At 48.1% G+C, this 24,675-nt stretch carries 8 protein-coding genes; all 8 read left to right on the top strand.

Annotated features, from left to right (window positions below):
* The first annotated feature begins 218 nt into the window (after positions 1-218).
* Complete coding sequence (locus tag ABD031_RS02645) at positions 219-1,526, top strand: Gfo/Idh/MocA family protein (protein ID WP_343848248.1); 1,308 nt, start codon at positions 219-221, stop codon at positions 1,524-1,526.
* Positions 1,527-1,782: 256 nt separating this feature from the next.
* On the top strand, positions 1,783-2,217 hold the full coding sequence (locus ABD031_RS02640) for a MarR family winged helix-turn-helix transcriptional regulator (RefSeq protein WP_343848247.1): 435 nt from the start codon (positions 1,783-1,785) through the stop codon (positions 2,215-2,217).
* Positions 2,218-2,362: 145 nt separating this feature from the next.
* A complete protein-coding gene (locus ABD031_RS02635; protein ID WP_343848246.1) occupies positions 2,363-4,897 on the top strand; it encodes a M14 family metallopeptidase in 2,535 nt (844 codons plus the stop codon).
* 96 nt (positions 4,898-4,993) lie between these two features.
* Positions 4,994-6,535 carry a rhomboid family intramembrane serine protease gene (locus ABD031_RS02630; RefSeq protein WP_343848245.1) on the top strand — a complete coding sequence of 514 codons (1,542 nt, stop codon included), beginning with the start codon at positions 4,994-4,996 and terminating at the stop codon, positions 6,533-6,535.
* 265 nt (positions 6,536-6,800) lie between these two features.
* Positions 6,801-10,958, top strand: a complete 4,158-nt coding sequence (locus ABD031_RS02625; RefSeq protein WP_343848244.1) for an ATP-binding protein — start codon at positions 6,801-6,803, stop codon at positions 10,956-10,958.
* A 530-nt stretch (positions 10,959-11,488) separates the two neighbouring features.
* Entirely contained in the window at positions 11,489-15,862 is a 4,374-nt protein-coding gene (locus ABD031_RS02620) for a sensor histidine kinase (RefSeq protein ID WP_343848243.1), read from the top strand.
* Positions 15,863-16,013: 151 nt separating this feature from the next.
* Complete coding sequence (locus ABD031_RS02615) at positions 16,014-21,938, top strand: S8 family serine peptidase (RefSeq protein WP_343848242.1); 5,925 nt, start codon at positions 16,014-16,016, stop codon at positions 21,936-21,938.
* Between the two features lie 275 nt (positions 21,939-22,213).
* Positions 22,214-24,433 carry a tetratricopeptide repeat-containing sensor histidine kinase gene (locus tag ABD031_RS02610; RefSeq protein ID WP_425542707.1) on the top strand — a complete coding sequence of 740 codons (2,220 nt, stop codon included), beginning with the start codon at positions 22,214-22,216 and terminating at the stop codon, positions 24,431-24,433.
* Positions 24,434-24,675 lie beyond the last annotated feature (242 nt).

Raw genomic sequence — 24,675 nt, 5'->3', positions numbered from 1 at the left:
TAATTATCTCTTTGTGTGAGGAAAATTTCTAATGGGCATTTCAATAGAAAATTTCTATGAAGGTAACCGTTAGTGCAGGATAATGAGTTCAGCAAAACTTCCTATTTTTTTGCGACTAATCGAAAGAGGAGATTTCAGCCTTTTAAAAACACTGTTTCCAAACTCAGTGAATCGATTGTCTCCACCTCTTCAAGAACATCCTATCCCAAAATCTAACCATGAGTAACTCCTCCTTTTCCAGAAGAAAATTCCTAGGTGCAAGCCTGTTGACCACCGCAGGTTTAAGCCTTCTTCCCGGGCTCAGCTCCGCTACTACAACCCAACCTTTGTTCAAGACAGCACACGAGAGAGTCCGCTTGGGATTCATCGGAGTCGGACGCCAGGCCATGGGCCTGTTGAACAATTTCATGAAAATCCCCGGAGTGGAAGTCGTGGCGGGAGCAGATGTGTATGCGGTGAAGCGAGAGCGATTTGCCCTCCGAGTTCAGAAAAACCAAGCAGCTGCCGGAGCCGCCAGCAAGGCACCGAAGTTGTATGAAGATTACAAAGAACTTTTGGCCAATCCCGAAGTCGACGCGGTAGTAATTGCCTCGCCGGATCACTGGCATGCGCTGATGGCAATCGATGCCTGCAAAGCCAAAAAGGATATCTATTTGGAAAAGCCGCTGACATTTACAATCAGAGAGGGCCAGGAGTTGGTCAAAGCTGTCCGCTCCAATGGTGTGGTCCTCGCCGTCGGAAGCATGCAGCGCGCAGCAGTTAATTTCCAGACGGCAGCAATGCATGCCCAAAAAGGAAGGCTAGGCAAGATCAGCCAAGTCTTGGTCTATGTAGGAGAAAACCCACATCCCAAGCCCTACGATTTGGCGGAAGAAGCGGTGCCTGCAGGATTGGATTGGAAAAAATGGCTTGGCCCACTTCCAAAACTTCATTTCAATGACCTCCTAAATCCAGGGATAACGCTCGATCCTGAAAAGAACGAGGCCGCTTGGGGAGCTTGGCGCTGGTACAAAGAAACCGGCGGCGGACTGATGACCGACTGGGGTGCCCACATGTTTGACATCGCACAGTGGGGACTGAGCATGGATCGAAACGGCCCCGTGGAAATCATTCCCGCATCGGGAGATTCCCCTCTTACTTACAAATATGCTACCGGAACAGACATGTTGCTAACCAAATACGATGGCACCAGGGCGGGAGTCAAATTTGTGGGAGAAAAGGGATGGATCAACGTTTCCAGAGGAAACTATGACACCTCGATCAAAGAACTGGAGATTGGGAAGGAGCCGGAAAACTTCACCTTCGAGGCCCATCATATAGACTTCATCGATTGTGTGAGAAAACGGAAAGATCCGATCGTCCCCGTGGAAGTGGGACACAGCACATGCACCGTCTGCACGATTGGAAATATTGCCCATGAGATGCAAAAACCGCTCAAATGGGATCCGATCGCGCAGGTTTTCAATGATCCAAATGCCAATACCAAACTGCACTATTCCTATCAAAATGGTTACTCCTTGATGTAATATTCCAGACTTGTCCACATCGGAGGGCAACTTCCTTTCAATCCCTCCAGGTTTTTAAAATCTGGAGGGATTCTTTTATCCTTGTAATTTTTTGTCAACCGATGACTTTTGATGTCGCAGATAACCAGCACATCTGTGGCTATAATTTCTAGGCCAGACTCGTAAAATCAACTTAACACAATACAAGCATAAACAGTATAGCCGATTGGTTTTCTAATTTTTTCCCAATAGATTGTATCAAATCCTTTTATTCCAAATGCAACTAGACTCCCTACCTTCCGTGCGACTTTCAAAGACGCTATACACGCTTTCCCGAATCTTGATTCAAAGGATACAGCTGACATTAAACGACTTCAATTTGACCTACCCGCAATTTTTGACCCTTCAAATTCTTTGGGAAGAAGATGGGTTGAAAGTCCATGAACTGGGCAAGAAGCTTAGCCTGGACTCGGGCACCCTCACTCCACTTTTGAAAAAACTAGAAATTCAAAACCTCCTCAAACGGAAACGCGGTGAAGTCGACGAACGGACCGTATTGATTCATTTAAGCTATCCAGGCAAATCGCTCCAAGCCAAAGTGATGGATGCGATGCGCATGCTGGAAGCAGAACTGTCGACTGAGCTAGGAGCTGAGACAAACGGGCTTCTGGCAGCGGCGGACGCCTATTTTGTTAAACTCACTTCGAACTGATTGGCAAGTTAGATCAGGGAACCGAATTCTAAGATTTTTACAATAAAACTGGAGAATTGACCGGCACCCAAAACGCAAAATTCCCCGATCGGTATGAATCCAAGACCCAAAAGCATTTATCTTACCCACTGAATCCACCTACCCTATGAAAAAAAACTTACTCTTACTTTTCCTGACTTTCTCCACCGCCCTTGGAGCCTTTGCGCAGCTACAGACCCCCGAGCAGTTTTTGGGCTACAAGCCAGGAGACCGGTTTACACCACATCACCGCATGGTCGACTATTTTGAATATGTGGCTTCGCAAAACCCAAACATCAAGCTGATCCAATACGGCGAAACCAACGAAAAACGTCCGTTGATCATCGCCATCCTTTCCAGCCCGGAAAACATGGCCAAGTTGGAGGAGATCCGCACCGACAACCTGAAGCGGGCTGGCCTGATTGAAGGAAGTCCAAGCAACGAGATCCCGATCAACTGGATGTCTTTCAACGTCCACGGAAACGAGTCTGTCGGAATGGAAGCCGCCATTTCTTCCTTTTATACGCTCGCCGATCCCAACAATACCAAATCACAGGAATGGCTGAAAAATCAGGTGATCATCCTAGATCCCTGCATCAATCCTGATGGCCGCGATCGTTACTCCAACTGGTACAACCAAAAAATGAACACCACGCTCCAGCCAGACCTTCAGTCCCAAGAGCACAACGAGCCTTGGCCAGGAGGTCGTGCAAATCATTACCTGTTTGACCTAAACAGAGACTGGGCTTGGCAGGTGCAGGTGGAATCGCAACAACGGATGAAAGTGTATCAACAGTGGATGCCACAGTTGCATTTGGACTTTCACGAGCAGGGGATCGATCAACCTTTTTATATGGCTCCCGCAGCTGAGCCTTTGCACGAGCAGTTGACCCCATTTCAGCATGAGTTCCAGGATATTTTTGGAAGAAATACCGCCAAATACTTTGACGAGATGGGAAGATTTTACTTCACGAAAGAACGTTTTGACTTGCTCTACCCATCCTATGGCGACACGTATCCGATGTACAACGGCGCCATCGGCATGACGATCGAGCAGGGCGGCGGCGGTAGAGCTGGCGTCGGCGGATACAACTCCGTAGGAGACACCGTGACCCTAAGCAGCAGGATTGCCGGACACTATACCGCCGCGATGTCGGCTGCGGAAGTGACCAGCAAAAACTCAAAACGTCTCGTAGACGAATTTGCAAGCTATTTCAAAAACAACTCCAGCAACCCAAAAGGCAAGTACAAAAGCTTTGTGATCAAAGGAGAAAGCAATCCTGCGCAGGTGGAAAAATTGCTCGAGCTTCTGGACAAAAACGGAATCAAATATGGCCAAGCTGGAGCAAAATCCGGCTTGAAGGGCTTCGAGTACCAAAGTGGGAAAACCGGAGTGTCATTTGCGACTACCGAGAAGGACATCGTCATCAACGCTTACCAACCAAAATCCGTTTTGGCTCAAGTGCTTTTCGAGCCAAACCCGACGCTCAATGACTCGATCACCTACGACATTACAAGCTGGGCAATGCCCTACGCCTACGGCCTTCAGGCCTTTGCGCTGGAGACTCGATTGGATGCAGGAGGCGAATACCAAAAACCTACGTTCACCCCAAATCCGATTGGCCAAACTCCGGTGGCATACCTAGCCCAATGGCAAGGAACGCGCGATGCTGCATTTTTATCGGCTTTGCTCACTGCCAAGATCCGGGTGAAATATGCGGAATATCCTTTTGTAGTAGAGGGGAAAAGCTTTCCGGCAGGCTCCCTGATTATCACCAAAGGCGGTAATGAATACGTCGCCGATTTTGACAAAAAAGTAATCGACGCAGCCAATAAATTCGGCGTAAAACTGGCGACCACGCAGACAGGCTATGTGGACAAAGGCAAGGACTTTGGCTCCCCAAATATCAAAGTGATCCAGGCACCAAAAGTGGCGCTGATTGGCGGAAATGGTACTTCCTCGTTGAGTTTCGGAGAGATTTGGCACTTCTTCGAAAAGGACTTGGACTACCCCGTGAGTAATCTGGATGCTGAGTCCATGGCAAGGTATGACCTCAGCAAGTACGACGTGCTCATATTGCCATCGACCTATGGCCCGGCACTCAATGCTTCCGCCCAACAGAAAATCACCGACTGGGTCAAAGCAGGCGGAAAGTTGATTGCCATGGACGGGGCTCTTAATCTATTCGCCAACAAAGAAGGATTTGCCTTGAAAACTTTTGACACTGACGAGGAGAAAAAAGCAGCAGAGAAAGCGGCTACAGAATTGTCCAAGCAGGAGCGACTGGAGCCGTACACCGAAGGAGAACGTCTAGAGATCTCTTCTGGCACCGCCGGAGCGATCTACGAAATCAAGATGGATCAAACCCACCCGCTGGGCTACGGCACAGGAGGTAAGTTTTACACCCTGAAAAACAACTCCAACCGGTTTACCTATCTGACTGGAGGAGCCAACGCCGGGGTTGTCGCTTCCAACGAATCCTACCGAACCGGCTACATCGGCTACAAACTCAAACCTAAGATGGGAGAATCTTTGGCGATAGGAGCTGAAGGACAAGGACGTGGTCAGATCGTCTATTTTGTGGATAACCCGATCTTCCGAGGCTTCTGGGAAAGCGGAAAACTCGTTTTGAGTAACGCCGTCTTTATGGTCGGACAATAAATTACCTCGATGAAAGTACTGGGCCGATCACTAAAAGTGGTCGGTCTTTTTTTAACTAAAAAGATATATTTATCTGGTTTTTATCTCCGCTGTTGTTTGAAAGAGTATCTCCTAAAACTTAAGCTACTGCTCCCTGCCCATTTGGTGACTACGCTTGGGATGGTTCCAGTCTATGGCCTGATCAGGTACTTCACTTTGGTTCCACTCAGCCCAAAGCTTGAATACCAGTTTATGGCTGGCGTTTGGGGGTTTGTACTACCTCTATTATTGCCTCTAGTGCCCCTTCTCAGTATTTTCAGGTATAGACTCTTGGGGATAGTTTACCGATTTGACTCAGATCGCGGCCGATACGGCATAAGCTATTTAACTTATTTTACCGCTGTGGCGGTACTGTTGGCGACCAGCAGCTATGTCACGGATCGCTTCGGTCGCTTAGTTGAGGTTTCCTCCCCGCTTGAGCTTGCCGAGGCACCCTTTGGTAATTTCTATACGATCGAGGAATTTGCCATTCCGCGAAAGTGGGGGACCTATTTCACAGATATCTCTACCACTGGAAAAGGCTCGAAGTTGAATTTCCATCTACTTTTTGCCAGCCCTTTCCTGAGCAGCCCAAGTGATTCGGTCCCCGAATCTCCCGAGTTTTGGTACGGTGTCAGGCACAGCATGTCCATGTCCAATCGGGCAACCAAAGCAAAAAAAGACGCGGCATTGAAGGCCTTTCAGGAAGCAAGTCTAAAAAAGATGGCAAACTGGAATTTCCACAAAGTCACCTATTTCAAAAGAATTCCGAAGTCGGAAGATTTCTTCTATTACAACCGAGCCATTGCCAATCGCATTCGGGTCAACAAGCAAAACCAATTTGTCATCCTGGAAGCGGTAGACGAACCCTTTGCCGACCGTGCCGGCTCTTCAGGCGCGTGGATTTTCTACACCTGGCTGATCGGAACAGCGGGTTTTCTATTGTTTCTTTTGGGAGGACATCCAGACTTGCCGATCCCAAGCTCCCGTATAAGAAAGTTCAAAAAGGGTTCCTGGGTTAACATCAGCCTTTCCGCACTTCAATTTTCCCGAGGATATGTGGTCACACCCATTTTCCTGACTATCATGCTCACGATGACCGTGATTATGGGATTTTGCGGAGTGCTGGGAGGCTACTTGGACAATCCCGATCTGGCGCATTGGGGCGCACTTCGAAGGCCGGAAGTAACAAATGGCGGCTGGTGGCGAATGCTTACCTACGGACTGGCATCCACCGGGCCAGTGTTGGGACTAGTCCATATCGGGGTGTTTGCATTTCTCGGCAAGCGGGTGGAAGTGATCTTTGGAAGCCGAAAGACGCTGACCTTGTTGCTCGTATCGTTACTTTCCGGAGCCATTTTTAGCATGTATGCGCACCCGGTTTATTGGGTTGCTGGCTCCTCACCGATGGTGTTAGCCTATTGTGTGGGTTTCTTGATGACGCTTTCATTTCGCAAAAATCCCTTTCCCACCGGCAGATTCGTTGCTTGTCTGGGATACGTGCTTTTTGCATTTACCCTGGGTTTTTTAGACTACATGGATCACTTCGCCAATCTGGGTGCAATTATCGGCTCGTTGTCGGTGCTTTTATCGAGTGGAAAAACCCGATCCCGAGCGTAGTTTTCAGAAGTTCTGTCACATGATTTGCCCTTGGCTATCCAAAAGTTACCTGAGGGGATTACTTAGTCCCAAGGGTTATTATTCAGAAACTTGTCTTAAATTAAGCAAGCCACTATTTTTTGATTCCACAGTACGCGGAGGCCTTTCGCTGATTCTGATTTCTCTCTCCCTCCGTTTGACTCATTTGCAATCGGATTTAAGCTCTTCGTTTGGTCTCGTAATATCCTTCGTAACAATTTTCTTTTTTTTCCAAAAAGTCCAGTTCATGAACATTACACCCACACTCGTAGAAGAATTCTCGCAGTGGCTAGACACCTATTGGACCACCTACCTGAGCGGAGACATCGACACTTGGGCGGCTTTTATCAAAGAAGACTACTACAACATCGGTGGCACCAAGGAGGAAATCTGGCACAGTCGGCAGGAGATCCTGGACTATACCCTTGCCATGGCGGATCAGATGCAAGGCAAAGCTGAGCTCCGCAACCGAAAAGTGGAAGCCAGCGCCTATGGGGAATTTGTGATGGTCAACGAGTTTACCGACATGTATGTAGAAGTCGACGGAGACTGGTCCTTTTACGGGCATTTTCGGATGTCTTCCCTTTTGGAGCAAACCGAAACCGGCTGGATCGTTCAGCACCAGCACGGTTCTTTTCCGGACATGAAAGCGATGGAGGGAGAGGCTTTTGGGAAAGATGCCTTGCGTGCAGAAAACCAGCGACTCCAACAATCGGTGCAGGAAAGAACGGCCGAGCTGCTTGAAAAAAACAAGGAACTGAAGATCGAAGCAGCACTAGAGCGGGTACGTACCGTGGCGATGGCAATGAAAAGCCCCGACGATATGCTGAAGGTATGTCGGGTAATCTCTGATGAACTGAGTGGGTTTGGTATCAAGAGCATCAGAAACGTGCAGACTGCCATCATCGATGAGCAAGCTGGAGTTTATCTCTGTTACCAGTATTTCACCGCCTATGACCAAGAGACCGTGGAGAAAACAGCCTATCTCAAAAGTCCGGTCGAGCACGGTATGGTCCAACAAATGCTGGCTTCGGAAAATGCCCATTTTACCAACCGGATCAGTGGCAAGGAGCTCAAAGAATTTATAAATCACAGAAAATCAGAGACTCATTTTCCTGACCCCCTCCTAGAGGAAGCCAAAGAATTGAGCTATTGTTTTCTGTCCATCGGGCAAGGTGGACTGGGCTTGACACTTTATGAGTCCCTCGAAGAAGCGACCTTGATTTTATTTAAGCGATTTCATCAGGTTTTTTCGCTGGCCTATTCTCGATTTCGGGATATCGAAAAAGCAGAAGTGCAAGCAAGAGAAGCACATATCGAAGCGGCTCTGGAAAGAGTCCGGGCGCAAACCATGGCCATGCATAGCAGTGAGGACGTTGGAAAGTGTATCGTCAAGATGTTCAGTGAACTCACTGCCCTGGGCGTGGATGAAGGCACCCGCTTCGGTATCGGCATCCTCAACCATGATAATGAAAACAATCAGCTTTGGACAGCTTCCAAAGTCGGCGAAGAGATAAAAATGCATATCGGCAACTTGGACATGTCTCTCCATCCTTTGCTGAAAAATGCCCGCAGAGCTTGGATAGCTCAGACTCCTCTTCATGTCTATGTCTTGGAAGGAGAGGATCTGCTGAACTACTACCAAATGCTCAACAGCGCACCTGACTATAAGATCAAGATCCCGATTGATAATTTACCCCTAAGAGAGATCCAGCACTGTTTCATATTCGAGCAAGGATTTTTTTACGCCTTCAGCCCTCGAGAATTTCAGCCTGAGCTAATCTCCATTACCCAGCGATTCACTTCCGTTTTTGGGCAGACCTATCGTCGGTATTTGGATTTGGTAAAGGCAGAGGAACAAGGCCGCGAAGCAGAAATCGAGCTGGCGCTGGAAAGAGTGCGTGCCCGAAGTCTTTCGATGCACCGGAGTGAAGAGCTCCAAAACGTCATCGAAGTAGTATTCGAGCAATTGGTGGCTCTTAAGATACCAGTCGAGCATGCTGGGTTTATCATCGACTATCAGGAGCGGGAGGACATGCACATCTGGCTGGCAGATCAGCAGCAAGGCGTGCCATCCGAGATTACCATTCCCTACTTTGACTCTCCACACTGGAACAGCTTTCGCGAAGCCAAGGCGAAAGGGGAATCCTTCTTTGCCAACCTCTTGCCGTTCGAAGTCAAAAACAAGTTCTATCAAGACCTATTTCAATTCATTCCCACACTTACCAAAGAAGCGCAGGAAACCATTTTCAGCAAACCGGCGCTGGCCATCTCCACCGTTTTGCTCGACGATGTAGGACTTTACATCGAGAAATACGCAGGTACTCCTTTCTCTGCCGAGGAGAATGCAGTGCTGCTGCGCGTGGGAAAAGTATTTCAACAAGCCTACACCCGCTTTCTTGACCTGCAAAAAGCAGAAGCACAGGCAAGAGAAGCAGATATAGAACTGGCGCTGGAGCGAGTCCGTGCCAGAACGATGGCCATGCAACACAGTGATGAATTGGCAGATACATCGTTTTTGCTCGACAGTCAGGTGAGGGCATTGGGGATCAAAACCAGAGGATGTGCTTTCAATATTTACGGCAAGACCGATTCGACAGAATGGTTCAGCTCCGAAATGGGCACCATGCCAACCTATAAGACACCGCGCGAAAATGTTTTCTTGCGCTACTTCGAAGCAGGGCAGCGGGGAGAATCAATGTACATTCAGGAATTTGCCGATGAAGCATGTGCCGTACATTACGAATACTTATGCACGCTCCCGGTGATGGGCGATGCGCTCATCAAAATGAAAGAAAACGGCGGCGCTTTTCCAAGGCGGCAAATTGATCATGCGACTTTTTTCAAATACGGCTATCTATTGTTTATCACCCTGGAACCGGTACCCGACGCACATGACATCTTCAAACGCTTCGCAAAAGTCTTCGAGCAGACCTTCACCCGTTTCCTTGATCTGCAAAAAGCAGAATCCCAAGCAAGAGAAGCACAGATCGAAGCGGCTTTGGAAAAAGTCAGAAGCCGAACCCTCGCAATGCAGACTTCGGATGAACTGGCCGAAACGGCCGCCGTGCTTTTTGCGCAGCTCATCCACCTCGGCGTGAAACACGAGCGCATCAATATCGGTATCGTGTCCGAAGATCAACAGACGATCGAGTTTTGGTCCACCGAGCAACGAGGTACTATTATCAAAACGAGTTTTACCGGAAGTACTGCCGAAGCGAATGTTCTAGGAAAGCTATACAACGCATGGAAAGGGGGGCAAGAATCTTTGTCCATTGTTTTGACAGACGAAAAACTCAACGACTGGATTTTGTACTGCGAAAATGAAATAGGAATTCCATTTGATCATTCTCTTTTGGGTGAAAAGCGGGTACAGACCGCGGCCTTTTTTTCCAAAGGAATGCTCATGCTGACCACCCCTGAAGAACCACCTCAACAAAGCACCGAGCTTTTGATAAGGTTTGCATCGGTCTTTAACCTGACTTTCACCCGATTCAGTGATTTAAAGATCGCCGAGGCCAATGCTCTCCGGGCTGCCGAAGATTTGGAAAAACTGAAAGTAGCAAAAGCTAGTGCCGAGAAAGCCCTGACCGACCTCAAGGCCGCACAGGTGCAACTCGTGCAGCAGGAAAAACTCGCCAGCCTCGGCCAACTCACCGCAGGCATCGCCCACGAGATCAAAAACCCGCTGAACTTTGTCAACAACTTCTCGGAGGTGAGTATTGAGATGATTGAGGAAGCATTGGAAGAAAGAGCCAAGAGCCTAGAATCAAGAGACGAGACTTTGGTGGACGAAATTTTGGAAGATATCAGGTCAAATCTTAAGAAAGTTCATGAGCATGGCAGCAGAGCAAATGGAATCGTCACTTCCATGCTTCAGCATAGTCGGGCGTCGGGCAGCAAGCGGGAACCGAAAGCACTCAATCCGATCGTGAAGGAATTTGTAAATCTCGCCTACCATGGCATGAGGGCCGCAAAGTCTCCAATCAACGTGGACATCGAGGTGCAACTGGATCCAAAAGTAGGCGACGTATCGCTGATCAGCGAGGACTTCTCCCGAGTGATCCTCAATCTCTGCAACAATGCCTTTGATGCGATGCGGGAGAAAACCCTCCAAGGGTTTGGAACCCTTGGAGGGTTGGAAACCTACCTCCCGAAATTGAAGGTGAAAACAGCTTTGGAAGGCGGCAAAGTACTGCTCTCAGTAGCAGACAACGGCACCGGGATTCCAAAGGAGATCCGGGACAAAATTCTTCAGCCCTTTTTCACTACCAAAAAAGGAACCGAAGGGACTGGCCTTGGACTTTCGATCACCCATGATATTGTAAAGGCACATGGAGGGGAGTTGAAAGTGGTATCGAAAGGAGGAAAAGGAACGGAGTTTATAGTATTGATAGCGGTTTAATCCTGCGGGTAGACGAAATGCGCCTTCTGCACTCTGGTGCTTGACTGTCAACTTTTGTGCTGGATTGAGATCAAACTGGAAAAATGTACCAAGCCGCCGTCACTTTTACCGAACCACAAAAAAGAAATCGGCGGAAAAAACGAAGCTTTGATTTATCTAATAATGCAGTCTTAACGCTGGCTAGAGCAGCATAGGAGCCAGTGAACTTTAGCCATTTCTTCATACTCTCCAAAGCGCCGTGGTTTTTTTAAGTTGGACTTATCTGTTAATACTCAAAAACTTAACTTAAATTACCTAGGCCACTATTTTTTGATACCCAAGTACGCCAGCCTATTCTGGTGATTTTGCATTGCCAATCCTATCCTGATAACGTTGGATTTGGAGTTTGATTACCGAATCACTTCTACAGAGTTTTCACCCAAACTTAGCCCTTAGGCTTCCTGTTTTTCAATAGCAATTCCTCAATGCATGAGTGTTAAATCTTTGCCCAAAATTCCCCAAACCAAACAAGTCCCAACCGATAGTTTGCTATGAATCGATCCAATTCACCTATCACGCACGCCCTCCTGCTCCTCTTGCTTCTCCTCAGCCTGACTTATTCGACGCAGGCCCAAGACAAAATCCAAACCATCGAACCCGCCTACCTCTCCGTAGCAGACGGGGTAGCGTCTCCGACGGTCAATGCGGTTATACAGGATAGTTTCGGCTTGATCTGGATCGGCACTGCCAACGGACTGCAAAAATACGACGGGTACAAATTTCAGACATTCAAAAACATTCCCGGCAATGCCAGCAGTCTCCAAAACAACTTTGTCTGGGCTTTGCTCGAGGATGACAATCACGACATCTGGGTGAGCAACAACCGGGGAGTCTCCAAATATATCCGCAAGACCAACGAATTTAAGAACTACGATTTCGCTCCAACATTTAACTTCACCCCCAATTCAGAAGTAGCAGGGTTTAAGTTTTTGATCGATTCTCAAAACCGGCTATGGCTCACCAGTATCACGGTCCAACTGGCACTGTATGACCCGGGCACAGACGCTTGGAATTATGCGAACTATGAACTCCCGAACGCAGCCGAGTCTGTGCATACCGGATTCTCGCCCGCTCTGGCGGAGGATCACAACGGGGATCTTTGGCTGTCTACTCCGACCAACGGACTCATGCGTCAGAAAAAACTCGAAAAGGCCTTCAAGCCAGTGCCCACCGACAAATTTGGTGGGATAAATTTCGTGGACGACGACCTCATCACTGGCCTCTATGCAGATCAATCGAACACCCTGTGGATGACCACCCGCAACGGTGTCTACAAATACGATATCAAAACAGAAACCTTCAAAACACTCAAGGAGTATGAGTCCCGAGTTGGAGAAATTTGGAATAACTGGAACATGATCGCAGCAGATCCGCAGGGCAACATCTGGATTTCCAATAATTTTCGAGGCATGCTGAAGTTTGACGGAATCAGCGATCACTATACCGAGATTGAAATCGCAGGAAAAGTGATCATGCGGACGTATGGCTGGAACATCACGCTCACACAGTTCATGATCGACCAAAGCGGCATTTTTTGGATCGGCAGTAGGGAGTCTGGTTTGGTCAAATACGACCCGGTGAACAAGCCTTTTCAATACCTTGGCCACGATGTCAGCAACCCCAATAGTCTGAGTGCCGGAGGAGTTTTTGGCATTCAAGCTTCGAAAATCACCCCGGGACGGGTTTATGTCGGCTCTCGGGGGAATGGACTCACAGTTTATGATCCGCTTCAACAGTCCTTTGAGCGGGTTACCTTTAAGGTGGAAGAAGATTTTTTTGGAGGCTCGGCGAGAAGTATCGCAGAAGCCAGTGACGGCTCACTTTGGCTCGGCACCTGGGGAGACGGTGTGATCGAGTTGGATAAAAATTATAAGGAAATCAGGCGGTATAAGACCGATTCCACCGATGAAAACACGATCTCAAACAACCAGGTGCGGGCTTTGAAGCCTGACGGCAAAGGGCAGGTGTGGATTGGTACAAACAGCGGGCTGAACATCTTAGATACAAAAACCAATACCATCAAACGCGTTGCAAGCAAGCAAACCAGGCAATATCCGGACGAAGTGGTCGCCGAGGTGGAAAAGCTCATCGCAACCGACCAGAAAATCGCTTCAATCGAAAAAATCGTAGACAACCAAAATCTGTCCGAATCCTTCGAAATCAGCAAATCCGGAACTTATTGGCTCATGGCAGTCGGTGAGATTGACGGTGTAAGCCGGGCTGATTATGGCTGGATCGAAAATGAAGTCAAAGACACGGTCTGGCTGATGGGTGATTTTGACCACACCTATTATGCCGGTGGCGATCCTAAAAACCGGGTAGAACTCGGTTCAGTTCAGTTGGAGCCGGGAAAATACACCCTGAGATACCTCACCGACGACAGCCATGCCTTTGACAAGTGGAATGCCGACAAACCTAACCAAACGGCACTCTACGGGATTGCAGTCTTGAATTCTCAAGATGGAAACGAATTCCAATTCCTCCAGACCCCGCAACTACCCGAGCAGGAGGAGTTGGTCATCAACGGCATCAATGTCAACGACATAGAGATAGCCGGAAAATACGTCTGGGTGGCCACCGCCGGCACCGGCTTGGACCGCATTGATCCGGCTACCAATCAAGTGAAGCACTTTGCCCATGATCCCCTGGACAACAGTTCCCTTATTTTCGACAACATCTTGGACATCCATGCCGATAGTCAGGGCATGATTTGGCTGGCAACGCAGGAAGGACTCAATAAGCTAGACCCAGCGACGGACACGTTCATCCGATACACCGAAGCGGACGGACTCGCCACCAACCTGATCCAGGGAATAGTGGAGGGAGACGATGGTGAAATGTGGATTGCGTCGCAGAGCGGATTGTCGCAAATGGTAACCAACGAGAATCTGGGCAAGATAACTTTCATTAATTACAACTCGTCCGATGGCTTGGGTGCAGATGTTTTTCTGTCGCTAGCCTCGACACGGGCAGCTGACGGCAGATTTTATTTTGGCGGCGAGCACGGATTGACCACCTTCAGCAGCATCAGCTCCAACAAGACTCCGCCGTCGATTATCATTTCCAACCTGTTCATTTCCAACAAGTCGATCATCGACATGAAGGAAAACTCACCCCTGACTGAGAGCCTCCTAGCAACTGAAAGCATTACACTTGATTTTTACCAGAATAATCTGGCCTTCGAATTTGCGGCGCTTCACTACGCCAATCCCCAAAAAAACCAGTACGCCCACATGCTCAAGGGCTACGACGAGGACTGGATCTACGACAACCGCAATTTTGTAGGGTACACGAACTTGGATCCGGGAGAATATGAATTGCTGGTCCGGGCATCCAACGCGTATGGGATCTGGAATGAGGAGGGAAAATCGCTGAAGATCACGATCCTCGCTCCGTGGTGGAAGACTTGGTGGGCTTACCTCAGCTACGTGTTTATCGCCGGTCTGCTGGCTGTGACGATCGGCCGTGTCCAACGTCGTCGAGTGGTCGATAGAGAACGGCAGCAGTCAGCCATTCGTGAAGCCAATTTCAAGGCAGAAGCACAGAAGGAGCGACGTAAAAACATCGAATTGATCAGCGAAATCGGAAAGGACATCACCAGCTCTCTATCCATCCAAAACATCATCAATACCGTGTATCTCCACGTCAACAAACTCATGGACGCATCGGTATTTGGTATCGGTATTTTCAATAAAACCACGCAAAGTCTGGAATTCCCCGCTACCAAAGAAAATGGGACAACGTTACCCGCCTACACCTACAGTCTCGACGACAAAAATCGCCCTGCAAGCTGGTGCTACAAGAATAAAAAGGAAATACTTTCCAACGATTTCGAAAACGATCATCACCATTACATTGAGGTGATACCCGCAGTGGCAGCTGGAGACAATACCCAGTCGCTGGTCTATCTCCCGCTGATCAACAAAGACAAGATCGTTGGCGTACTGACTGCGCAGAGTTTTGAGAAAAATGCGTACACAGACTTTCACTTGGAAATTCTTCGAAGCATCGCCACCTACGCTGCCTTGGCAATCGACAATGCGGAGGCCTACCGCAATCTGAAATCTACACAAGCTCAACTTATCCAGTCCGAAAAGATGGCAAGCCTCGGTGAGCTCACCGCAGGCATCGCACATGAGATCCAAAATCCGCTGAACTTTGTCAACAACTTCTCCGAAGTAAGCGAAGAACTGATTGATGAACTCAAAGAGGAGCTAGCAGACGGCAATTCAGAGTCTGTGTCCGAAATCTTGGCTTTCCTCAAAGACAACATCTCCAAAATCAATCATCACGGCAAGCGAGCCGACTCCATCGTCAAAGGGATGCTCCAGCACAGCCGCAAGTCAGAAGGCAAAAAAGAATCGACCGATCTCAACCAATTGGCCGAGGAATGCTTGGGGCTGAGTTACCACGGACTGCGGGCCAAGGACAAAAGTTTTCAGGCAGACTTTAAAACGGATTTGGAGCCAAATCTCCCTAAAGTCGAGGTCATCCGGCAGGATTTGGGTCGGGTATTGTTGAACTTGATAAATAACGCTTTTTACGCAGTAGATGAAAAAGCCAAGTCGGGGACAGCCTCGCCGGACTATCAACCGAGAGTAACAGTTAGCAATGTGCAATCCCTCCCAGTCAATGGCACCCTTGGACAGATCCAAATATCCGTCTCCGACAACGGCCACGGAATCCCAGAAACTATCAAGGATAAGATCTTCCAGCCCTTTTTCACCACCAAACCCGCAGGCTCGGGGACGGGACTTGGATTAAGTTTGAGCTATGATATAGTGAGGGCGCATGGGGGCGAGCTTAAGGTAGAGACAACGGCGGGAGAAGGTTCGGTGTTTATGATTCAACTACCTGTTGTTTAATAAAGATTATTTTATATATTCGAAAAGCTCTTTAGTGTAAAATAATGTGCATTTCAATGAGCTGATAGCGCTTCCAATTGGGTTCTGTGTTTTCTCAAAACCTGATCACTTTTTTATTTATTTCTGCCACCCAACCTTAAATAGAATTCAAATGCGCACGCTCTTACTACTAGGCAACAAGCTGCTGATTATTCTGCTATTTGCCACAAATTATTCTTACGCAACTACTGTGAAACCACCGACAGTTAAATTGCAACAAGGTCAAAACGGCGGGATCGACAAAAGCCCAACAAGCCCTGTAAAATGGACGACGGGAAACTCCAACTCATTCAACAGTCATTTTCTGGAAGGGCAATCCATCCCCTATCGCCTGACTATTTCAAATTTGCGGACCGGAAAGCACACGGTCGAGATCGAATGGGACACCCGAAGCGGAAACAAAAGTGCCATTGATTACATCACGAGTTTCGACAGAATTTGTGAGGAGGTAATTCCAGCTTCTGGCAAACCAAGTTTTGGAACCATACCAAAACCAAATGGACTACCTCAGCCAAGCGGCAGCTTCAATCAACTGACCGATGCCGAAAGGAAAATCGCCATTTATGGCGGCACTATAAGTGAAATAAAATATGTCCAGCAGGGCAATATTTCCTCTACCAGCGCAGTCACTAAATTAAGGATATCTTTTACTGTCAACGGCAATTGGTGGTCTACCAGTACCGTTGTCCTTGCTTGGGGAGGGCACATCGCAAGTGCAAAAGATTGGGGTGAAGGCAACGCAGCGTCAGGTGCCAGTGGATCTCCTTACAACACTCGAGTGGTTTCCCTGGATGGCAAATTTGTCGGATGGCATGAGTGTGATGTGAAGACCGCTTCTGACGCCGTTGATCAAGTCACAGATTGCGCGATAGCGGGAGAAACAGAAGTTTGTGCCGGATCTGAAACAGCCTATTCGGTGTCGACTGTAGCCTCAAATTACCGTTGGACAATTGCGAGTGGTGAGGGTGAGATAACTTCCGGACAAGGCACCAATACCATCCTCGTAGCTTGGTCGAGCTCCGGAACTGTGTCTGTAGAAATTGATAATCAAGGAGCTTGTGCTCCAACTCAGTGTAGCCTCAACGTCACCGTCACCCCACCTCCTACGCTATCGGTCGTTGAAGCTGTACTTTGCAGCACTGAGAATGGCGGGACCTCTTCAATCGGGAACTTGTTTGATTTTGTCAGTGCAAGTTCTGAAGACTTGATTTTTAGGCGTGGAGGTGTGACGATCGATAGCCCAGAGTCCATTTTGGTGACTAACGGAGATGTGATCGAGGTATCCACTACCGGTACTTGCCCCACCACCGCCACATTCACCGTGACGGTGAATGACCGTCAGATTTTTGGTATCTGCTCTCAGGGCAAAATATATGAAATCATCGGCGCCGAATTAACGGCTCTTAGTGAGATTTTTGATCGCGGTCAAACGGTAGAAACCAATGAAATCTTCTATGTAGTCGGAAATGAAGTACTGATCGAAGTGATCTACGTCAAAAATAGGTTTGCAGAAGCAAAAGCAATTTTGGAAGGTTTAGGTTTTGTAACTCCGAACGAGGAAGAGCTAAAACAAGACCCGAATTCACTGATACTTGCCGGTTTTATTCCCATAGATAAGCTGATGCAGCTAAATCAGTATTGGGATGCTATAAACTATGTGCGTCCGGCAATCCCTCCCGTTGCTAACAAAGGCATAGCTACCTCGCAAGGGGACCGTGTCCTGCGTTCCAACTTGGTTAGAGCCGGCTATTCTCATTTTGAAGGCGACCAGCCTATTGATGGGACGGGAATTAAAATCGGCGTCATATCCGATAGCTATGCCACACGTTCCGATGCCGGTGCCAATACGTTGGCTACCGATATCGCCAATGGCGACTTGCCCGAGAGTCTGTATTTTTTAAGAGACCTTCCTAGTCGATTTGGAACTGGAACAGACGAAGGTCGCGCGATGCTACAGCTCATACACGACGTAGCCCCTGGTGCCGAGCTTGGTTTCCGGACTGGCGTGCTGACGGCAGGAGATTTCGCCCAAGGAATCCGCGACTTAGCCGAAGAGGGGAGTGACATTATCGTGGATGATATCACCTACGTCACCGAACCATTCTATAGTGATGGAAAAGTCGCAAAGGCTGTGAATGAGGTTGCCGCAAACGGTGTTTCCTATTTCACTTCAGCTGGAAATTTTGGATCCAAATCATTTGAAGGCATATTTACACCGCTTGATGATCCGTCCGTTAACTTGCCGCTGAAAAGCAATCAATGGACAGAACGTGGCCGAGTGCATCGGTTTAACAATGGCAGTTCTACACAATCCATTAAAGTTTTTCCTGGACAAAATGGCCCTGCGGTCTACATGATTGCCCTTCAGTGGGACGACCCGCTCTATTCCATAGACCAGACCGGTAGCCAGTATGATCTGGACATTTATCTCAAAGACTTCGGCGCCCCTCTATATGGTTTCAACCGAAATAACATAAACGGTGACCCAGTTGAGATACTTTCATTTACCGTCACTGAGGAGACCACCGTGGATCTTTTGATAGCCAGGGAATGTGAAAGTTGCTCCGACTTGGACTCTAACACAGGCATCAAGTTCAAGTATGTTGTTTTCAGGGGAGAACTTGATCCGAACGATCTAAATGGAATAAACGCATCCACGATTGTGGGGCATGCCAATGCAACAGGCGCCATGACGGTCGGTGCAGTACTCTATGCCAACACGTCGGTTTTTGGATTTGATCCGACACTTGTTCCTAGCGGCACCGCTCCATTCACTGTCGCCACTTTCTCTTCCAGAGGTGGAACGATGACCAACGGAGAGGTTCGCGCCAAGCCGGATTTTACCGCTCCAAACGGGGGAAATACTGCAATCAACCTTGGTGCTCCCGATTTGGAAGGGGATGATCTTCCAAATTTCTATGGCACATCTGCTGCGGCACCCCACGCCGCCGCCGTTGCCGCATTGGTCAAACAGGCCCGTCTCAAGTATTATCCAGCGTCAAATCCTGAGGGTTGGCTGGGAGAACCTGGCGTGAGTTTGCCAGCAGACATTCGTCGTTTACTGAAGGAGACGGCGCAAGACATGCATGAATCCGGTTACGACACCCATTCCGGGTCAGGAATGGTTCGGGCTGACAGGGCATTACTTTCGCTCGCTGCCCCAAATCCTGACAACATTGCGCTAGTCTATGACGCCGGTGAAAACCTCGGAGAGCTTGAGTTTAAGCTCATCGTCACAGGAACCAATTTATATGAGGGGTCGAATGTCTACTTACGAGAAGAACTGTTGAATTCAACCTTCGAAGTTGACGATATGGGCTTCGGCTATCTGGAAGTTACCGTTCCCCCGTTTGTCGGAAACCCAAGCATCACTGTGGTCAACAATGCCGTTTCGGACAGTGAACTGGACGGTGGGATCGCGGATCCGGTATTTTTCTTTGAGCCTATTAAGAAAACCGTCGCTATCCGTGCGAACGATCTGGCCAAAAAGTACGCCCAGGTTGTAGACCCTTTCACAGCCAGCGTTTATGAAAGAGTTGACAACAATTGGGTGCTGAGTATTCTGACACTTGAAGACGTTGGGCTGACTCTAGATCCCGGAAACCTCGACAATTCCCTCGTACCGCTTACGCTATCCAGTTCCATCACCAGTGACCAAGCCGAGGTCGGTACTTATATCATCACCGCTTCGCACCTGCCAACCAGTTTTGCCTATTCAGATTTTTTCAATTATGTAGGTGTCATACAGCCAGATGGAAGTCTGCTGTACGATGGTACAAATGACGCTTTCGGAAATTATGGCCCCGGCAACATCACAGTTGCACCACTGCCTATTACCCTGAAGCCAAAAGATCTAGTCAATGAGTCTGCTTTAGAGTATGGCGAATCCATCAGCGATGCATTGACTTTCGAAGTAATCATAACTCCGGAACTGATAGAAACTACCGAAGCCGTCAAGATTGTGGACGTTCAGGGTTTGAAAGACGCTATTCTCACACAATATTCCAATGACTTGGCATTAGCTCAACAACCGGGAGACAACAGGCTGCCTTTGGGTATTTTTAATGGTCGTACGTTGATCAACAAAGCGAGCTTTAACAACAAGAGCTTTATGGTCAGTGGACGTACCATGATCAATGGGCGCACAATCATCAATGGGAGGACGCTCATCAACGGCAGACCACTGATCAATTCCGCATTCGATGTCCCGGCAGCCTCCTTCCTGGAATACCTGGATAGTCCCGAAAACCAAGTACTCAAATCAGTAAATATCAATGGGCGAACGATGATCAACGCCCGAACCATGATCAATGCGCGGACGATGATCAATGGGAGAACCCTCATCAACGGACGAACCCTGATCAATGCACGGACGATGATCAACGGGCGAACCCTCATCAATGCCAGAACTATTATCAATAGCGATGGTGGTGAGGAAGAAACAGAAGACAATACCCTGGTGATATTTGGTGAAAAAGACCTGGAGTTAGCTGAGCAGGGCGAAAATCCAGCGATCGGAAAATACTACGACTTCGGTGCAGAATCTGACGAAAGTGACGATGAATTCAACCTTGAATTCTTCTCGATCAACATGGTCACAGGGACAGACGTCGGTCAACACTTTATCATCCCGGGTGTCTTTGAGTCCAGGAATTTCGAAGTCAGTTATCTACCAGCGGACCTAACTATCACTCCCGCCAAACTCACCGCAACGACGACCGCTACTCCTAGTGAGATCGGATTTGGCGATCCTGCACCGGAATTCGCAACTGAATTGGAAGGATTTAAAATCAGTACCACATTCCGAGAACTTGGGGAAAATGAAGTCACCCTGCAAGAAGCTCAAACATCGATCGTGGAAACTATCACCTACGAACTTGTCCAGGGCAAAGCAGTCTTTCCTGTCACCGGCACCATCGGCATCGGTACCTATAGCATTCGTCCGGATGTAACATTATTTCCTCCGGCCAACTATACTGTAGATTTGGAAAACTCCGTTTTGGGAAGCCTTTCCGTATTCGGATGCGTCAACGAAGCTCCGGTAATGGGAGACTTTGAGACTTCCACGGGTGCAGGCCACAATTACAGTTCAACAACCGTCAAAAAGCCTGACCACGTCGAAGTCGGAGATTTGCTGATAGTAGGAGTCATGTTCGAAAGAGGGAAATCCTGTTCAATTAGCCCCCCGGACAAAGACTGGGTGCTAATTCAGCGGGTCAACCAAGACAACCATGTCGCGATGGCCACCTATTACAAGGTGGTGAAAAGCCGCTTTGAGCCGAATTACTATAAGTTTCGTATCAGTCAAAGTTCGAAATGGAGTATGGGAATTTCACGAGTGACTGGCGCCGACATTTATCATCCTGATGGGCCGATCGCTGCAATCAGCGGGAAGTCCGGATCTCCTTCAGTCATTGCGACGGCACCTTCACTTACGATCACCGATTGCAATACCTTGGTGATGGCCTTCTTTTCTAACAAGAAAAATTCAACTTGGACGCCGCCGGTGGGGATGACTGAAGTCTATGACCAACCAAATCACCAGCATGGTTTGACCTCAAATATGATGTCCTACTACGTCCAAAGTGATGCAGGGAAAACCGGAAACTTAAGTGCCATCGCTTCCAAGGGTGACCATTGGGTGGCTCAGGCAATAGCAATTCGACCACTGTCCAACAGGTTGCAAACTGCACGGGTAAATACCGCTTCGGGCGAAATCTTGACCGAAATGATCCTGTCCGGAGAAGCTTCCAGCCTTGAGGAACGAGAAGTCGCGAGTGAAATAAAAGCCTACCCCAATCCGGTACGAGATCAACTGAATCTCAATCTTAGCGGCTTGGTGGACGAGATGCCAAACGAGTCCTCCCTAGTGATTTCGGATGCTTTGGGAAGAGTCCTTTCTTGGCAAGGAGTCTGGCACCAAAACGAACGCCGTCTAGAGTTGGATTTCTCCCAAATGCAAATTGGAGTATATGTGATCAATATCAGTACCTTACATGGTCTGAAAACCGTTCGAGTAATCAAAAAATCAGAGTAAAAACTAAATACCTATGAATCACTAAAAAGAATGGAAATCCTTTCCATTCTTTTTAGCTTTAACGCATGCTGCTGTTTTAGGACAATGTGTCTAGGGTTGATTATACAGGTTCCGTCGGCTTACATAGTTGAAGTTCGATTTGACTCTGGCACCCGACTCTATCACTAAAACCGAATCCTACACATTCTCGAGGAATTTCTGCTTTTGAAAAAGGTAAAAATTCCTGGGTAAGAATCGGTACAGCATCAAAGATTTACCAGGTTCATGAACTGATGATGAATATTTTTAAACGCGCACTCCTATTCCTTTTTCTTACGCTTCCTAGCGTCATTTTGGCGCAAACTCCAAGAACCGACAGTCTCTTAAATGCCATTAAACAACAGCATGACGATAGCCTGAAAGTTTCCCAGTATCTGGATTTGGGTCTGGAATTCCTGGGCTCAGATGCCAACCAAGCCATCGAGTCCTTTGATCAAGCCATCTTGTTGGCGAGTAAAATAGAGTTCAAAACAGGGCTGGCAAATGCATACAATGCCAAGGGCCGGGCCTATGCCCAGCAAGGTGATTTCCAAGAAGCTATATTAAACTTTCAAGAAGCCTTAAAGTATTTCCGCGAGACGGACAACAAAACAGGTGAAGCAAATATCCTGAGTAACCTGGGTTCGATTTACTATATGTTGGGAAACAATACGAAAGCGCTGGAACTTCATTTTGAGTCCCTTCAGATTTCGGAAAAGCTCGACAACAAATTAAGAATCGGAACCTCTTTCAATAATATTGGAACGGTTTACCTCAAAGACAGAAGAACCATCAACGATGCCCTGTCCTTTTTCAAAAAATCCCTTGCCGTATTTCAGGCCATTGAGGAGCAACAAGGGATGGCGACTGCCTCGATGAACATCGGCGAGGTGTATTTTTTGGAATCCAAGTACGATTCGGCGATCTATTTCCACCAATTTGCCTTGGAGCTTTGTGACGGCACAATAGACGCTACATTTCCACTCACCCAGCTCGGGGAAATCAACGGAGTGTTGGGCAATTTCCAAAAAGCCTTTGACTTTCACCGACGTGGCTTGGAAATCTCAGAGCGCTTGGATGCCAAATTTGAACTGACTCAAGGCCTGATCGGATTAGCAAAAACCCAGCGAAGTCAGAAGGATTTTCAAGGTGCCATCGTCACCTTGGAACGAGCGAAGCTGCTGGCAATCGACATCGATGCCAAGGACGAACTGATGGCGGTTTACCTAAATCTAGCGGAGATACAAGCCCTTGTCGGGGAATATAAAGCAGCCTACGAAAATGTGATCAACGCAAGGTCCGTCAGGGAAGAAATTTCAAAAACCAGCACTGCGCAAATGATTCAACAGCTTCAATTCGAATTTGAATTAAACAAAAAAGTCGCTGAAATTGAACTTCTCCAAAAGGATACCGAATTAAAAAATGCCGCTGTATTTAACCAGCGGATAATCATTTTCGCCTCCTTAGGAGGATTGTTAATGTTTGTTCTGATCAGCATTTCACTTTTCCGAAACAACCTGAGCAAGCAAAAAGCAAACCGCCTCCTCCAACTGCAAAAGGAAGAAATCCATGCGCAACGAGAAAATGCCGAATCCGCGTACGAGCAACTGAAATCTGCCCAAGCCCAGTTGATCCAATCCGAAAAGATGGCGAGCCTTGGAGAACTCACGGCTGGCATTGCGCATGAGATAAAAAATCCGCTCAACTTTGTAAACAATTTTTCCGAAATCAGCGAAGAGTTGGTAAAGGAAATAGCGGAAGAAAGAGCCAAGGATCCAGAATACAGAGATGACTTGATCATCGCTGACAATCTGAGGATTATCCAGGAAAACCTAACCAAAATAAACCTCCACGGCAAACGGGCCGATGCGATTGTCAAAGGCATGCTGGAACATAGTCGAACGCACACCGGCGAGAAAGTGCCCACCAATCTCAACGTCTTAGCTGACGAATACCTACGCCTTGCCTGTCATGCTTTCGTGTCGGGCAGACATTCAAAAGGGAAAAGCGCAACTTTGGGAAAAGCAGGTACCAGTCCCGCTTCAACAGCGATCGGGATCAAAACGGACTTTGATCCCAACCTACCGATAATCGACGCCGTGCCACAGGACATTGGACGAGTGCTCCTGAACATCATCAACAATGCGTTGTACGCCTGCACTGCACCTGCCGCAGTCGGCAATTCGCATTCAAAACTAGAAATTCAGCAAGATCCCTTGGTCGTCGTCTCCACCCAGCATCTCGGTGACATGGTACAGATATCTGTCTCTGACAACGGCTCCGGTATCCCCGAGGCTATCAGGGGCAAGATCTTCCAGCCCTTTTTTACCACCAAACCAACAGGCTCCGGTACCGGACTTGGGTTGAGCTTGAGCTACGATATCGTGAAGGCGCACGGAGGTGAGTTGAAGGTCGAGAGCAAAGAAGGTGAGGGCACGACCTTTACGATCGCTCTACCAAATAAACTAATCAAATAATGAGAGTAAAGAGCTTATACATTAGTAGGGACTTGGCAGCTGAGTAGGGGAGACCTATCTCCCTTTAGAGATCGAAACTATTTTTGCCCGCTGTGTCCTTAAGTATTATTCAATAAAAGCTCTGGCAGATACCCTGACCTTCCCAAGCTAATTGCTTGCCCTCACAAGCTGTGGGAAAACAACAGCATCAGACGGAAGCACATTTGCCCTTCCAGACCAAATCCCATCAGCCGAGCCAAGCC

The sequence above is a fragment of the Algoriphagus jejuensis genome (genome assembly GCF_039523455.1).
Taxonomy (GTDB): Bacteria; Bacteroidota; Bacteroidia; order Cytophagales; family Cyclobacteriaceae; genus Algoriphagus; species Algoriphagus jejuensis.
Note: the sequence above shows the minus strand (reverse complement) of the source record. Positions and strands in the feature narration are given on the sequence as shown.